The 14657-nt window shown below is 58.4% G+C and carries 14 protein-coding genes; 4 read left to right on the top strand and 10 right to left on the bottom strand.

From position 1 onward, the window contains the following. Positions 1 to 10 precede the first annotated feature (10 nt). The 3 genes from CKW23_RS00075 to CKW23_RS00065 are packed head-to-tail and all read right to left on the bottom strand — an operon-like array spanning position 11 to position 2741. A complete protein-coding gene (locus CKW23_RS00075) occupies positions 11 to 883 on the bottom strand; it encodes a rhomboid family intramembrane serine protease (protein WP_095066827.1) in 873 nt (290 codons plus the stop codon). Further along, positions 880 to 1851: a metallophosphoesterase gene (locus CKW23_RS00070; RefSeq protein ID WP_025260971.1), complete on the bottom strand. Its 972-nt coding sequence runs from the start codon at positions 1849 to 1851 to the stop codon at positions 880 to 882. The genes CKW23_RS00075 and CKW23_RS00070 overlap by 4 nt, the downstream gene beginning before the upstream one ends. Continuing rightward, positions 1851 to 2741, bottom strand: a complete 891-nt coding sequence (locus CKW23_RS00065) for an NAD(+) kinase (protein ID WP_025260972.1) — start codon at positions 2739 to 2741, stop codon at positions 1851 to 1853. Before CKW23_RS00065 ends, CKW23_RS00070 begins: the two co-directional genes overlap by 1 nt. 165 nt (positions 2742 to 2906) lie before the next feature. On the opposite strand from CKW23_RS00065, the gene CKW23_RS00060 reads away from it, so the two are divergent. Next, positions 2907 to 3890: a DUF1853 family protein gene (locus tag CKW23_RS00060; protein WP_095066826.1), complete on the top strand. Its 984-nt coding sequence runs from the start codon at positions 2907 to 2909 to the stop codon at positions 3888 to 3890. Here CKW23_RS00060 and CKW23_RS00055 read toward each other — a convergent pair whose 3' ends face one another. The 7 genes from CKW23_RS00055 to CKW23_RS00025 all read right to left on the bottom strand — a co-directional run bounded on the left by CKW23_RS00055 (position 3891) and on the right by CKW23_RS00025 (position 11522). Beyond that, positions 3891 to 5099, bottom strand: coding sequence for an MFS transporter (locus CKW23_RS00055; RefSeq protein ID WP_095066825.1), 1209 nt, complete (start codon positions 5097 to 5099; stop codon positions 3891 to 3893). A 160-nt stretch (positions 5100 to 5259) separates the two neighbouring features. Further along, the gene (locus tag CKW23_RS00050) at positions 5260 to 6594 is read right to left on the bottom strand and encodes an MFS transporter (protein WP_025260975.1); all 1335 of its coding nucleotides are present in this window, start codon (positions 6592 to 6594) and stop codon (positions 5260 to 5262) included. 104 nt (positions 6595 to 6698) lie between these two features. Beyond that, complete coding sequence (locus tag CKW23_RS00045; RefSeq protein WP_025260976.1) at positions 6699 to 7607, bottom strand: 1-aminocyclopropane-1-carboxylate deaminase/D-cysteine desulfhydrase; 909 nt, start codon at positions 7605 to 7607, stop codon at positions 6699 to 6701. Positions 7608 to 7702: 95 nt separating this feature from the next. Next, complete coding sequence (locus CKW23_RS27090) at positions 7703 to 8263, bottom strand: bacteriocin immunity protein (RefSeq protein WP_338108984.1); 561 nt, start codon at positions 8261 to 8263, stop codon at positions 7703 to 7705. Then, a complete protein-coding gene (locus CKW23_RS00035) occupies positions 8238 to 8630 on the bottom strand; it encodes an S-type pyocin domain-containing protein (RefSeq protein ID WP_074568962.1) in 393 nt (130 codons plus the stop codon). Before CKW23_RS00035 ends, CKW23_RS27090 begins: the two co-directional genes overlap by 26 nt. 136 nt (positions 8631 to 8766) lie before the next feature. Next, the gene (locus tag CKW23_RS26100; protein WP_143008699.1) at positions 8767 to 9006 is read right to left on the bottom strand and encodes a hypothetical protein; all 240 of its coding nucleotides are present in this window, start codon (positions 9004 to 9006) and stop codon (positions 8767 to 8769) included. A 479-nt stretch (positions 9007 to 9485) separates the two neighbouring features. Further along, positions 9486 to 11522, bottom strand: a complete 2037-nt coding sequence (locus CKW23_RS00025; protein WP_025260978.1) for an NADPH-dependent 2,4-dienoyl-CoA reductase — start codon at positions 11520 to 11522, stop codon at positions 9486 to 9488. Positions 11523 to 11724: 202 nt separating this feature from the next. Here CKW23_RS00025 and CKW23_RS00020 point away from each other — a divergent pair, with 202 nt between their 5' ends. The 3 genes from CKW23_RS00020 to CKW23_RS00005 all read left to right on the top strand — a co-directional run. Then, a complete protein-coding gene (locus CKW23_RS00020) occupies positions 11725 to 12870 on the top strand; it encodes a nitrilase-related carbon-nitrogen hydrolase (RefSeq protein ID WP_025260979.1) in 1146 nt (381 codons plus the stop codon). A gap of 2 nt (positions 12871 to 12872) precedes the next feature. Beyond that, a complete protein-coding gene (locus CKW23_RS00015) occupies positions 12873 to 13913 on the top strand; it encodes an AraC family transcriptional regulator (RefSeq protein WP_025260980.1) in 1041 nt (346 codons plus the stop codon). A gap of 506 nt (positions 13914 to 14419) precedes the next feature. Further along, the coding region (locus CKW23_RS00005) for a pyridoxal-phosphate dependent enzyme (protein ID WP_143498862.1) at positions 14420 to 14657 on the top strand (238 nt) is incomplete at its 3' end.

Genomic DNA, 14657 nt, shown 5'->3' with positions numbered 1-14657 from the left:
GGGGGTAATTCTAGGCTCTGCGGCGGGCAATGGCACCACCCACAAGACCTGTAAAACAACCAACGATCAGGCCACCGACATGGGCACCGTTGGCGATATCTCCAAAACCCAGCAGGCTCACCAGCCCGGACAGGCAGAGCACCAGCCAGACCAGCATCATGATCAGCACGCCACGAGGCATGCGATAGATCGGGTTGGGCGCCAGCCACTGGAAAATCCAGCAATGCCCCAATAACCCGTACAGAACACCCGACAACCCGCCAAACAGGCTCGGGCCACCAAAAGCATATTGGACAGAGTTGGAGAACGCGGCGAACAGCAACGTCAGGCCCAGCAGGTGCCAGCGCCCCTGGCGCAGTTCGATACGTCGTCCCAGTTCCCAGTACCACAGGCCGTTCATGGACAGATGCAGAATGCCGAAGTGGATCAGCATCGGGGTAAAGATCCGCCACCACTCCCCTGCTGCCAGACTGTCGGCAAGGGGCGTGAACATCGCGTATTCGCCCTGGACCTGAAAGTCCAGGAACGTCAGCCAGCGCACAGTATCGAGGTCATCCCCCAACAAGGTGAGACCGGCGACGATCAGGGTCGCCAGCAGCACCAGGGCGGTCATCGGGCTGTTGCGCAACTGTTGAGCGAAGCCGAGGCGTTTCACTTCGGTCAAAGCGGCGCCCGGTGGTAACTCATAAGTGTCGTCACCCTCCGGAAAGCGTGCGTACAGCGCGCGCACTTCTTCGGCCAGTTGCCCGACATCCGGTACCCAGAGCACTTGCTCACCTGCCTCTTCGCTGACCCGATGAGGAACGCCCAGACGCTGAAGAAAGCTGATGAAGCCTGTCAGATCGGTGCTCAGGGGCAATCGCAGAACGGCAACGGGGTTCATTGTGAAACCTCGGGACGCTGCACATCGACCCAGACGAATTTGCCTGGATCGATCTGTGTTTCCTGATCCAGTCGGTACGCGACCAGCTTGCCGTAGAGCACGGCACTGTAATCCAGGCAGGCCAGGTTGGGACGGATCGGAGCCGGTATGCCGCTGCGCCAGTAATGGCCAACAAACAGCAATGGCTCGTCGATGCCATAGCGCAGCAGAGCGTTCTTTTCCGAAGTGGACAACGGCGTCTTGGCCACGCCTTCAGGCAAGGCGTCGGGCTGGAACACCACGTCGCCATAAGTCTGTGGGTCGTCTTCCCAGAATTTGGTGCGGAAGAAGGCACGGGACAGGCCATCGCCACCGGTCAGGGTCAGGCCATGGGGCAGCCGCATGTCAGTGCCGCGCAACAGACGGTTGAAAACGCCACTGGCAAAACTGCCCGGCACCGCCGAAGCCTGGACGAAATGCTTGTCGATGCAGCCATTGCCGTGCAGGCCGCGCAGCGGCTCGATCAGGCTTGGGTCCCAGCAGGCATGAACCACGCGGAAACGGCCGGCATCGATGTACAGCGGCAGCTCGTAGAACCACTGGACAAATTCGTTCCACTCCGCCGGATACTGCTCGAACTGCGCCAGCGTTTCGCCGATCAGTCGCGCATGACGCGGCGTGTGCTCACGCACGAAGCGCTGGCTGCCTTCGGGCAGGGCCGGTGTCACCCAGCCCAGCGCATTGAACTCATGGTTGCCCATGATGCAATAAGCCTGACCTGCCTGGACCATATCGCGCACGATATGCAGCGCTTCGCGAATCCGCGGGCCGCGGTCAATGATATCGCCCAAGAAAATCACCTTGCGTTCAGGGTGACGCCAGACGCCCGCCTGGAAACGGTAACCGAGCAACTCCAGCAAGTGCTCAAGGGTATGAGCACAACCGTGCACGTCACCGATCAGATCGTAGCCACGCGCAGGATCAAGCATCAGTCTCCTCCGGCGCCGAGTCTGCTGCCCCAGCCGAGCTTGGTGCGGCAGACTTCGTAATAGTTGTGATCCAGCGGATGAATCAGGCGCAGTTTCTGGGATTTCTTGCTGACGGTAATGGTATCGCCCGGAGCGCAGGTGAAATGGTTCTGGCCATCACAGGACACCTGGGGATAGATGGTCATGTCCTTGGACACCACGATTTTCAGCTCGCTGTTGCCGTCGACCACTATCGGCCGACCGGACAGCGTGTGCGGGTACATGGGCACGATGACGATGGCGTCGAGCTTGGGGTGCATGATCGGCCCGCCTGCCGACAGCGCGTAGGCGGTCGAGCCGGTCGGCGTGGCGACGATCAGGCCGTCAGCCTTCTGGCTGCAGACGAACTGGCCATCGATATAGATCTCGAACTCGATCATCCGCGTGGACTTACCAGGGTGCAGCACCACGTCGTTGAGTGCATCGCCCTGACCAATCGCCTCGCCATGGCGACGGACTTCGGCCTGAAGCAGGAAGCGGTTTTCCACCAGATAGTGGCCTTCCAGCACTTCAGCGACTTTGACTTCCAACTCGTCAGGACGGATATCGGTGAGAAAGCCCAGGCTGCCACGGTTGATGCCCAGTACCGGAACATTGTGCTTGGCCAGCGCCCGCGCCGCGCCCAACAGGCTGCCATCGCCGCCCACCACAATGACCATGTCGCACACTTCGCCGAGCATCTTGCGCGACGAGGTCTGCAGACCGTGGCCGGGCAGCACTTCAGCGATGGTGTCTTCCAGAATGACGTGCAGATGCCGGTCCAACAGGAATCTCTTGAGTCGGCGAACGGTATCGAGCACCTGGACACTGCCCAGACGACCGATGATGCCGATATTGCGAAATTGCTCCATGGGGCTCCTGCTGCGGGTTCGATACGGCTTCAAAGAAAGGGATTATGGGCGAAAGGGCCTGGTAGCGGCAATGTATGCACTCTAAAACCGTGCGCGGGGCCTTGGCCGCACTTCACTTCGCGAATGAATTCGCTTGTACGGGGGGATGGGGGCTATTCTCGGTGCATGACTCTATTTCCCGACCTGATCGACCTCCCTCGCCAGTTGCGCCATCCAGAGGTGCGCGACCTGGCCTGGGTCATCCTCGCGCCGCCCATGCTCGATGCAACGCCATGGCCGCAACGTCATCCATTGACCGGCAGCGACTGGGTACAGCACCCCGATCAACTGGCAGACTTCCTGTATCAACTGGATCGGGACAGTTCCCCGCTGGAACACTGGCTGTCGCTCAGCGCGACGCGCAGGCTGGGGCTTTACTACGAGCGGCTCTGGCAGTTTGCGGTGCATCATGCGCCGGGTGTAGAGATCATCGCCGCCAACCTGCCGATTCGTCTGGAAGGTCACACCCTGGGCGAACTGGACATGCTGCTGCGCGACCGCGATGGCGTGCATCACGTGGAGCTGGCCATCAAACTCTATCTCGGGCCGCAGGACGGCGACGGCAGCGACGCGGCGCAATGGCTCGGCCCTGGGTGCCATGACCGGCTGGACCGCAAGCTCACCCACCTGAGCCAGCATCAACTGCCGATGTCCGCACGCCCGGAAAGCCGGGCTACGCTGTCGGCGCTGGGTATCGAAGACTTCACTGCCGAGCTGTGGCTGGGTGGCTATCTGCTTTATCCCTGGCCGGGACAGGCACGCTCACCCGCAGGTGCCCATAGCCAGCACCTCAAGGGGCGCTGGCTGCATCAACGAGATTGGGAGGAGTTCATCGAACAAAGTCCGACGGGGCGCTGGCAACCTTTGCCCCGTCATGCCTGGCTGGCACCGGCGCATTACGCTCAGGCCTGGAGCCATGAGCAATTGCAGGACTGGCTTACCCGGCTCGACCCGCTGGCTCCGGCGCAACTGCTGGTGCGTCTGAATCAAAACCCGCAGGGCGAGTGGGAAGAAACCGAGCGGCTGTTTCTGGTGTCGGACATGTGGCCAAATCTGGCCGACACCAGTAACACCCTCAGTTCAGTGGCCGTTTCGACACCGCCGGTCTGATCACTTGGTCTTGGGCAGGAAGAGGGTCAGGATGCCGAGCAACGGCAGGTACGAACACAGGTTATAGACGTACAGAATGCCGTGGCTGTCAGCCAGATAACCCAGCAACGCCGCGCCGATCCCGCCAAAGCCGAACATCAGGCCAAAGAAGATACCGGCGATCATGCCCACATTGCCCGGCACCAACTCCTGCGCATAAACAACGATGGCGGAAAACGCCGACGCCAGGATGAAACCGATAATGACGCTCAGGACGCTGGTCCAGAACAGATCGGCATAAGGCAGCGCCAGGGTGAAAGGTGCCGCGCCCAGAATCGAAAACCAGATCACTTTCTTGCGGCCAATCCTGTCGCCAATCGGGCCGCCAAAGAACGTGCCCGCCGCCACTGCGCCCAGGAACAGGAACAGATGCAGTTGCGAGCTGGCCACCGACAGGTCGAACTTCTCGATCAGGTAGAACGTGAAGTAGCTGGTGAGGCTGGTCATGTAGAAGAACTTGGAAAACACCAGAAACGCCAGAATGCCCAGAGACAGAATCACCCGCTCTCTCGACAGGCCGTGTGTCGCCGCCTGACCGGCCTTGAGTTTGAACAGGTTCAGGTGCGCCCGATACCAACGGCTGATGGCGTACAGCAAGCCCAGAGAAAACAGGGCAAACAGGCCGATCCAGGCCACATTGCCCTGACCGAACGGAATGATGATCGCAGCCGCCAGCAACGGGCCGAACGCCGAACCGGTATTGCCGCCGACCTGGAAGGTCGATTGCGCCAGCCCGAAACGCCCACCGGAAGCCAGCCGTGCAATACGCGAAGCTTCAGGGTGAAAGGTCGATGAACCGATGCCGATAAGCGCCGATGCCAACAGGATCAGCGGAAAACTGCCCACCATCGACATCATCACAATACCGATCAAGGTACAGATCGAACCCAGTGGCAGGACCAGCGGGTTGGGATGCCGGTCGGTGTAATAGCCGACCCAGGGTTGCAGCAGCGAGGCCGTGATCTGAAAGGTCAGGGTAATGAGCCCGATCTGGGTGAAGCTCAAGTCATAGCTGGCCTTGAGCATTGGGTAGATCGACGGCAGGATGGCCTGGATCAAGTCGTTGATCAAATGCGCCAGGGCAACCGCGCCGATAATGCGCATCACCAGTGGGCTGCTCTGCGGAGTCGTCGAAGCCGCGGGAGTGCCGGGCTGAGCGCTGATCGCCATACATTTCATCCGTAAAAATGGTTTTGGAATACCCTCATTCTGATATTACAAAATGTGTCATATCGAGACGGGGTCGCCAATTTGCCATTTTTCAGGGCATCCGTGCCATTTTTTATTGCTCTTTTGCGATGAGCTTCGTGAACTCCAGACAACAGTGAGTTCATTCGTGAACCAGGTCGCCCGTTTCTCGATGCCCTGCCACGTCATGCAGGGAAATCTTCGAAGTCTCTGGTAACGCCAGGCCACCCACCAATGCCAGAGCCGCCACCGCAATCAGATAAAAGGCTGGCGACAGGTTACTGCCAGTGGTGCTGATCAACCAGGTCGCCACCAACGGCGCGGTACCACCGAACAGGGTGTAGGCCATGTTGTAGGTGATGGCCGAGGCCGTGTATCGGGTACGAGTCGGGAAGGTTTCCGAAAGCAGCGCCGCCGTGACCACGCCACACAATACCGCGCCGACAGCCAACAGCATTACCCCGAAAATCGAAGCCGCGAACGATCCCGAACTGGCCATCAGGAAAGACGGAAACACCACCAGCATCAGCAAGACACAGGCCGTAACCACAGTGGCGCGTCGCCCGACCCGGTCGGAATAAGCACCGGCCAGCGGACAGATCGCAGCGGCAAACAACAAGGCGATCAACGACACCAGCAACGCCGTGGCCCGACTCAAGCCACCGGCCACTTGCAGGTAGGTCGCGAAGTAAGTGGTGAACATATAGAACGACAGCGCCGTCAGGGAAATGAACGCCCCCAGGCAGCAAATGGCCCCGCCATGGTTGCGCAGGGTTTCCCTGAGTGGCGAATGGGCCACCGCATGTTCCTGTGCCACCGCCTGGAACGCCGGGGTTTCGTCCAGCCTCCAGCGCAGGTACACACCGACCAGTCCCAGGGGTGCCGCAATCAGAAACGGCAGGCGCCAGCCCCAACTACCCATGGTTTCCGCCGACAATGACGCCTCCAGCGCATAGGCCACCACGGCGGCGGCAGCAAAGGCCGAGAAGGTCGAAACCGGCAGAAAACTGCCGTACCAGGCACGCTGATCCTGCGGAGCGTGCTCCATCAGATAGGCACAGGCACCGGCATATTCACCGCCCGCCGAAAAACCCTGGGCGCAGCGAATGATGGTCAGCAGAATGGGAGCGGTCACACCAATGGCCGCATACGTGGGCAACAGACCAATCAGGGTCGTGGCACCCGCCATCAACAGAATGGTGATGGCCAGCGTACGCTTGCGACCGATCCTGTCACCGAGCATTCCAAAGAAAATCCCGCCCAGAGGCCGGAAGGCGAAGGCAACGGCAAAGACCGCGAAGGTTTTCAGCAACGCAGCACTGGTGTCGGTACTGGGGAAGAACTGCAAAGCGATGGTGGTCGCGAGAAATCCATAGACCGCAAAGTCGAACCATTCGACAAAGTTACCCAGCGCGGCCGCCACTATGACCTTTCTCAAAGTCGCAGGATCGACCTGCTCTACGACGGTAGTTGTCATGCTGACCTCGGCCATTGATGGGGGAATGGACCGATTATCAGGACAGTGAATGGAAGGCTTTACTCTGAAAGTGTCATCCACATAGTCAGGGACGACGCCCGGCCTCAGGACATCATTGCCCGCCGACCTTGCAGGCCGCCGGTGTGAACGAAAATCAGGCGAGTGCCCGGAATGAAGCGCCCGGCTGCCACTTCATGGTGCAGGGCCAGCAGCGCTTTACCGGTGTAGAGCGGCTCCAGCGGAATACCGCTTTGCGCTTCACTGCCGGCGATAAACGCCAGCAGATGCGCATCGGTTCTGGCAAATCCGCCGCGACTGGCATCCAGCAATTGATATCCCGAAGGCACGCCCACCAAGGCCGACACATTGCGGGCAACGCCATGATCATCCGGAACCGCCAGCGCACCATATACCGGGTGAGCGCCCGCCTCCGCCAACACCAGCCCGGCCAGAGTGGTTCCGGTACCCGCCGCCAGCCACCAGGCGTGATAATCCTCCCAGCCCAAGGACTGCAACGGCTGTTTTATCAAGCCCAGCAATCGGGCACAGCCCAGCGCGCCGGGCATGCCTCCTCCACCTTCGGGGATCGGATACAGCTCGGGATACTGCGCCTGCCATGGCGACCAGAACCCCTCGTCATGCCGTGCGCGGTAACCGGCATAGCCCAGCCAGTGCAATTGCATCCCGAAGGCTTGCAGATCAAGCACCGTAGGCGTCTGCTGCTCATGGCCGCGCAACAGGCCCACCGTGGGAAAACCGAAACGCCTGCCCGCCGCAGCCAGCGCATGCAGATGATTGGAATGAGCGCCACCCAGGCTGATGACACCCGCCGCGCCCAACTGAACCGCACAGGCCAGATGCTCGGTGAGCTTGAACCACTTGTTGCCGCTGATCAGGGGATCGATCAGGTCCAGTCGCAGGATTGCGACTTCGATACCTGCCCGTTTCAACCAGGGCAGGTTCAGGAGTTCGAGCGGGGCGGCAGGATGCCAGGTCAGTGCAGAGGCCAGCATGAAAAGACCAGAAATGAGGGGACGGGACGAAGTGTACAGCTTTTGTATACCGCTGGGCCTTGGTCCCCACACTCAGCAACTTGCAGACATCCCGATCACTCGACCTTGAACCCAGGCTTGCCGTTTTCGGCTCGCCACTGCTTGATGGTATTCACGATGCCTTCTGGAGAAGAGTCTGCATCTGGCTGCGGGTAATAGATAAGATCACTCCCGTCGGGATGCTCGGTAACATTCTCAAAATGGATAACCCATCGCCCATGCTCAGCCTCACTCATCGCATTGACTGCACAAATGTCACTCACAAAACGGATAAACTCCAATTCGGAGTCATCCTCTAAGTGCCTTTCAACTCCGCCATGTTTCACCTCCGAATGCAATTTAATATAACGTGCGGGGGTAAGAATACGCATATTATCCAAATCATAAACAGCGCCTCCGTTAGATATAAAATCTACATAATGAATCTCAAACACCTTCCTTTCACCGACACTTTGCTTCTTCGGAGTATATGGAGCATAGCCCTTCTGCATCAGTACCTTATTTTCCGAAGAAAACTGACTTACGAGGAGTTCATCCTCCGCTACCAGCTTCCAGAAGGCCTCTCTAAAGCGTGAAAAATTACTGAACTGCTTACTTCGGTATAGGAGCTCCTTCACCCTCTGCCAGTGATCCTAACCAGTGACCTGCAACAGTCTGCCCCTCTCCGCTCACGACTTCTGGCATATTTCCAGGACTCTGGAAAACCACGTAAAGTGCAGACAGTCCAGAATCAGCAGAAAATATAAAAACATAATCACCGATCTCGACATCATCGAGTTCCGGATAGGTGTCAATCCTGCCAGCAACAGGTATCAATGTGGCACCGCTATACACTGACACTTGAGGTGTATCGACAGGTAGTGCATTAGAACTGTTGCCTGGATCGGCTATTGGCGTCCAGATCAGGGTCTTGGACGGTATATCCGGCGTCGAGGCCGAGTAAACATTCTGTACAGAATCATATACCGCAGCGACAACCCGCACGTTTCTCGATGTGACTCCTGTGCAAAACGGCGCTTATAATCTGCTTCATGAGAAGTTTGGGCAAACCAATGAAGTTCTCTGGGACGGGGGTGACCGTTCATAAGACGGATAACTACATCCATTTGCTGCTTATGACTCAACGACAATGGATCAGTCCCATAAAATCGCTCCGCCTCCGAAGAAACCTGTTGGATTTCAGCTCTCTTTTTTCCATAAGCTGTCCGCGCAAAATCAACTCACGCTGAATCCCTTCGATCGTATTTGTGTCTTGAATAATGCCCCCACGAGCGACACTGAGTTCTTGACCAAGAGCTGAATCAAGCAAAGCCAGACTGGTTTGAAAGCTTTTCTCCCAATCCAGGAGGGTGTGATACATGAAAAGTCCAAACCGCATAGCTTCAGGTATCGCGGGCGCTGACGCTCCCGTTGAGCGTCCAAGACTAAAATCCACAGTCGGAGGCTGCGCCCCACTATAAATAGGCGGCAGTGTTATTTGTTTCCTTGGCATTAATTATCCTTAAAACAACGGGCCAGCTCCCTGAACACAGGACTTCAGGCACGTATAAAAATGCATCCATGCAGTTATTAAAATTAAACAGACCAATAGAGAAAAGACCACCAAACAAAATCCGTTTAAACACCACACAAGAAAAATGTAAAGCAACATCAAAACAAGATCAATACAATTTATTGCAAGCAAGAACCACAAATATAAAGTTTGATTTTTTGAAAAATCAAAATCAGACACGCCGCAACTGGCCGTAGGAAACACCCGAAGCCAAGACAGTATTTTCGCACCAAAAAGAAAAGGCGCTTGCGCGCCCTTTCAACTAAAAAGAATGGCTCAGTTCAAAATTACAAGGCCGCAGCCAGTCGCGATCCCTGATCGATCGCCCGCTTGGCATCCAGCTCGGCAGCGACATCCGCGCCGCCGATCAGATGGACGCTCTGCCCCGCCGCGACCAATCCGTCATACAACTCGCGCAACGGGTCCTGGCCGGCACAGATGACGACGTTGTCCACTGGCAGCAGTTTTTCTTCGCCCTCGCCAATGCGGATATGCAGGCCGGCATCGTCGATTTTCAGGTACTGCACACTGTTGAGCATTTGCACCTGTTTGTTTTTCAGGCCGGTGCGGTGTATCCAGCCGGTGGTCTTGCCCAGGCCATCGCCGACCTTGGTGTCCTTGCGCTGCAACAGGAAAACCTGACGCGCCGGAGCGTGGACCTCGGCCTTGATGCCTGCCACACCGCCACGCGCCTGCAGGCTGGTGTCGATGCCCCACTCCTTCCAGAAGGCATCACGATCCTGGCTGGTGGAGACGCCCTGATGAACCAGAAACTCCGACACATCGAACCCGATCCCGCCCGCACCGATCACTGCCACGCTATGGCCCACCGGCTTGCGTTGCAGGATCACGTCCAGATAGCTCAGTACCTTGGGGTGATCGATGCCGGGAATGGCAGGCGTACGAGGCGCGATGCCGGTGGCAAGCAGCACTTCGTCGAAACCGCCATCCAGCAGATCCTGCACGGCAACACGTGTCTCAAGACGCAACTCGACACCGGTGTTTTTCAGTTTGTGCTTGAAGTAGCGCAAGGTTTCATAGAACTCTTCCTTGCCCGGTATGCGCTTGGCGATGTTGAACTGGCCGCCGATTTCACTGGCCGAGTCGAACAGCGTCACCTGATGCCCGCGCTCTGCCGCCACGCTGGCAGCAGCAAGGCCAGCAGGCCCCGCGCCCACCACTGCGACTTTCTTGACCTGCCGCACTGGCAGGTAATTGAGTTCGGTTTCATGGCAGGCACGCGGGTTGACCAGACAACTGGTGAGTTTGCCGCCAAAGGTGTGGTCCAGGCAGGCCTGGTTGCAGCCGATGCAGGTATTGATCTCCTCGGCACGGCCAGCGGCAGCCTTGTTGACGAACTCCGGGTCAGCCAGAAACGGTCGGGCCATGGACACCATGTCGGCATCGCCTTCGGCCAGAATCTGCTCGGCGATTTCGGGCGTATTGATGCGGTTGGTGGTGATCAACGGGATCTTCACGGCACCGCGCAGCTTGGCCGTGACCTTGCTGAAGGCACCACGCGGCACTTTGGTCGCGATGGTCGGGATGCGTGCTTCATGCCAGCCAATCCCGGTGTTGATGATGGTCGCACCGGCCTGCTCGATGGCCTTGGCCAGGGTCACGATTTCTTCCCAGGTGCTGCCACCTTCCACCAGATCCAGCATCGAAAGGCGAAAAATGATGATGAACTCAGGCCCGACGGCTTCACGCACCCGGCGCACGATTTCCACCGGCAGGCGCATGCGGTTTTCGTAGCTGCCACCCCAGCGGTCGGTGCGGTGGTTGGTCTGCGCGACCAGGAACTGGTTGATGAAATAGCCTTCGGAGCCCATGACTTCAACGCCGTCGTAGCCAGCGCTTTGGGCCAGGGTCGAACAGGTGACGAAATCACGGATCTGCTTTTCGATGCCTTCCTCGTCCAGCTCTCGCGGCGTGAACGGGTTGATCGGTGCCTGGATGGCGCTGGGAGCGACCTGATCGGGGCTGTAGGCGTAACGCCCGGCATGCAGGATCTGCAGGCAGATCTTGCCACCGGCCTCATGCACCGCCTCAGTGACGACGCGATGTTGCTCGGCCTCTTCAGGCGTGGTCAGTTTTGCAGCGCCCTTGTAAACACCGCCTTCCTTGTTCGGCGCGATACCACCGGTGACCATCAGCCCTACGCCACCCCGGGCGCGCTCGGCAAAGTACGCCGCCATGCGCTCGAAACCTCCGGGCCTTTCTTCAAGGCCGGTATGCATGGAGCCCATCAGGGTCCTGTTGCGCAGGGTCGTGAAACCCAGGTCCAGCGGGGCCAGCAGGTGCGGATAGCTCGTGGCGGTCATGGGGCGCTCCATCGGTTTCATCACGTAAAACGAAGGCATCTCTGTGCCCTCTTGTTGTAGTGCAGGCTCATTGTGCGGCCCGTTCATGACATAAACAGTAAAGAGCCGCTTCGTCTCGCTCAATGACCGAAAGTGACAAGTTATTGATCCAAACGTGCAGGCAGGCTAGTGTCCTGTCTTGATCGGACCTTGATAGCCTTTTATGCGTAAATTCTTCGGCATCTGCCTCATCCTGGCGAGCATGGCAGCTCTGGTCAGTTATGGCCTCTGGACCCAGCAACGCCCGCAGGGACATTACCTGTCCGACCTGCGCATTCATCTGGCCATCAACGAAGGCCAGCCGGGCGAGCGCGGCAATCTGCTGGGAATCGAACCCGAGCTGTTCCCCACCGACTACCAGAATCCCCAACGCCTGCACCGCAAGCTGGCGGCGTATCTGCAACATGCACGCGAGCTGGGCCTGATCAATGCCCGGACCATTGTGATTCTGCCGGAGCATGTAGGCACCTGGCTGTTCGTGTCCGGGGAGAAGAACGAACTCTTCCAGGCAAGCGACCGGGATGACGCCATGAGCTGGCTGCCCTGGAGCAACCCGCTGCAATTCATCAAGGCTTTCGTCCAGGCCACCGGCGAGAACCGGCTGGAGGATACCTATCTGCGCATGAAGGCCAGCAGCATGGCGCAGAACTATCAAACCCTGTTCGGCGGTCTGGCCAGGGAGTTTGGCGTCACTCTGGTGGCAGGCAGCATCGTGTTGCCGGAGCCCCGTATCGAAGAGGGTCAACTGCGCATCGGCAGTGGCGATCTGTATAACAGCAGCCTGGTCTTTGGCAGCGACGGCCTGCCGCTCGGTCAGCCTCAACGCCAATTGTTTGCGAGCCACTATCAGCACGATTACGTCGAAACACAAAGTCGTGCGCCTCTGAGCGTCATCGACACGCCGGCAGGTCGTCTGGCCGTGCTGATCGGCAGTGACAGCTGGTATCCCTCCAATTACGCACGCCTGAATGAAAGTGGCGCCGAGCTGATTGCAGTGCCTGCCTTCGTGCCCGGCAAAAGCAGTTGGGCCGGTTCATGGCGCGGCTTGCGGGACAAGAGTGAAAACCCTGACACCGACCTCAAGCCCGGAACGATCAGCGAAGGCGAGGCCTGGCACCAACTGACCCTGACCGGTCGCAAACCCGACAGTAACGCCCGGGCCGGGATCAGCGTGTTCCTGCATGGGCAGTTCTGGAATCAGGGCAGCTCCGGACAAGGCTTTGCCAGTGACAACGGGCAGATCATCGACGAGCAACAGGTGGAAAACAGCGCCATGAGCGGTGCCCGCCTTATCAATATCTGGCTCTGAACATGCCTGACTTGACGCTGCGCCTCGGGGATCTGTCAGTGGGCTTTATCCAGAGCCTGGGAGATGCCGTGCGCAGTTTCGGCCATGATCCGGCCCCGCTTCTGGAGCAATATGGACTGGACACGGCGCGCCTGAGCGAAGCCGGCGCACGCCTGTCGATCCCGCGCTATATGCGCCTCGGGTATGCGGCCATCCAGCTCACCGGGCAACCGGGACTGGGTTTGCGCATGGGTCAACTGAGTCGCCTCAGTCAGCTCGGGCTGGCGGGCGTCACGGCAGCCCAGGCACCGAATGTGCGGGAAGCGGCGCGTGTCCTGAGCCGTTTCGAGGCGCTGTATGGCTCCAACTATCGCGGTCAGTCCAGCTTTCATGAAGATGCAGAAGGTGCCTGGCTGCGCTTCTACTCCATCAGCCCTTACAACGCCTATAACCGCTTCGTAGTGGACTCGATTCTCTGTGCCTGGATAAGCAACCTGTCTGCCCTGGCCGCCAGCCCTTTGCGCGCTCAGCGGGTCGAGATCGAATTCGAAACGCCCGGCTATGCCGCCGACTACAGCGTCATGAGCGACAACCCGGTGATCTTTGGCGCGGCGACCAACCAATTGCGTCTGGATCAAGCCAGCCTGGCGCTGCGCAATCCCGACCATTGCCCGAGCACATGGCACCACTTGCTGCAATTGTGTGAAAAGGAACTGGAACAGCTGACCCGCACCCGCAGCCTGCGTGAGCGCATCATTCAGTTGTTGGGACCGTTATTGAACGGTGGAAGGGAACCGGATCTGGAGGAAATCGCAGCACGGCTCAAGCTGCCGACCTGGACACTGCGCCGAAAACTGGCCGATGAAGGCACCCGCTTTCGCACCATCCTCAATGACACTCGCCGTGATCTGGCGATGACTTACATCCGCGACACTGAACTGGCGTTCGGCGAGATCGCGTACCTATTGGGTTTTGCCTCGGCCGAAGCCTTTCAACGCGCCTTCAAACGCTGGAACAGCCAGACTCCGGGAGAGTTTCGCCGCAGCCAGCGTCAAAGCGCCTGACGCCCTTCACAGTTCGGTGGCGTCGTCGGAGGGCTCCAGCGGGTCCAGTTCAAAGGCGCGGGATTCCAGCAGTTCTTCTTGATACTCGTCCATCGTTTGAGTCCTTTTGCGTGATTGATTACATGGGTGGAAACACTGAAATAACTGACCACAGCCACCACAGTAAAGTGCCAATGTGAATAAAAATGTTACGCCTTATAAAAATACGAGCACTGCCCAGAGGAATTTAGCGCACTCAATTCACCCTTGACTTGGCAGCACCTCCCGCCATAACCTCCGACTCATGAACTCAATCAAGCAAAACTTCGGCCAGATTATTATTACCGTCATTCCAGTCATGGCGGGTTAGCCGACGTTTGCAAAAAACCCGCCCTGGAGGCGGGTTTTTTCTGTCTCCCGGGCTACTTTCAGCACCAGGAGTCAGACATGATCATCATCCAACGCTCTATCGCCCCTCGCCTGCTTTTGAAGCTGATCATCCTGCCCTTGTCCAAGGGGTTGACGCGATGACCGATCTACTCAACCACTACGCCCGCAAGATCCTCACTTCCCGCGTCTATGACGTCGCTGTCGAAACCCCGCTGCAGGGCGCCCGCCAGCTTTCCGAGCGTCTGGCCAACCAGATATTGCTCAAGCGCGAAGACCTGCAACCGGTGTTCTCCTTCAAGATTCGCGGGGCCTACAACAAGCTGGCGCAACTGAGCCCTGAAGAACTGGCGCGTGGCGTGGTCACGGCCTCGGCAG

This window comes from Pseudomonas sp. Irchel 3A18, from assembly GCF_900187465.1.
Classification (GTDB): Bacteria; Pseudomonadota; Gammaproteobacteria; order Pseudomonadales; family Pseudomonadaceae; genus Aquipseudomonas; species Aquipseudomonas cichorii.
Note: the sequence above shows the minus strand (reverse complement) of the source record. Positions and strands in the feature narration are given on the sequence as shown.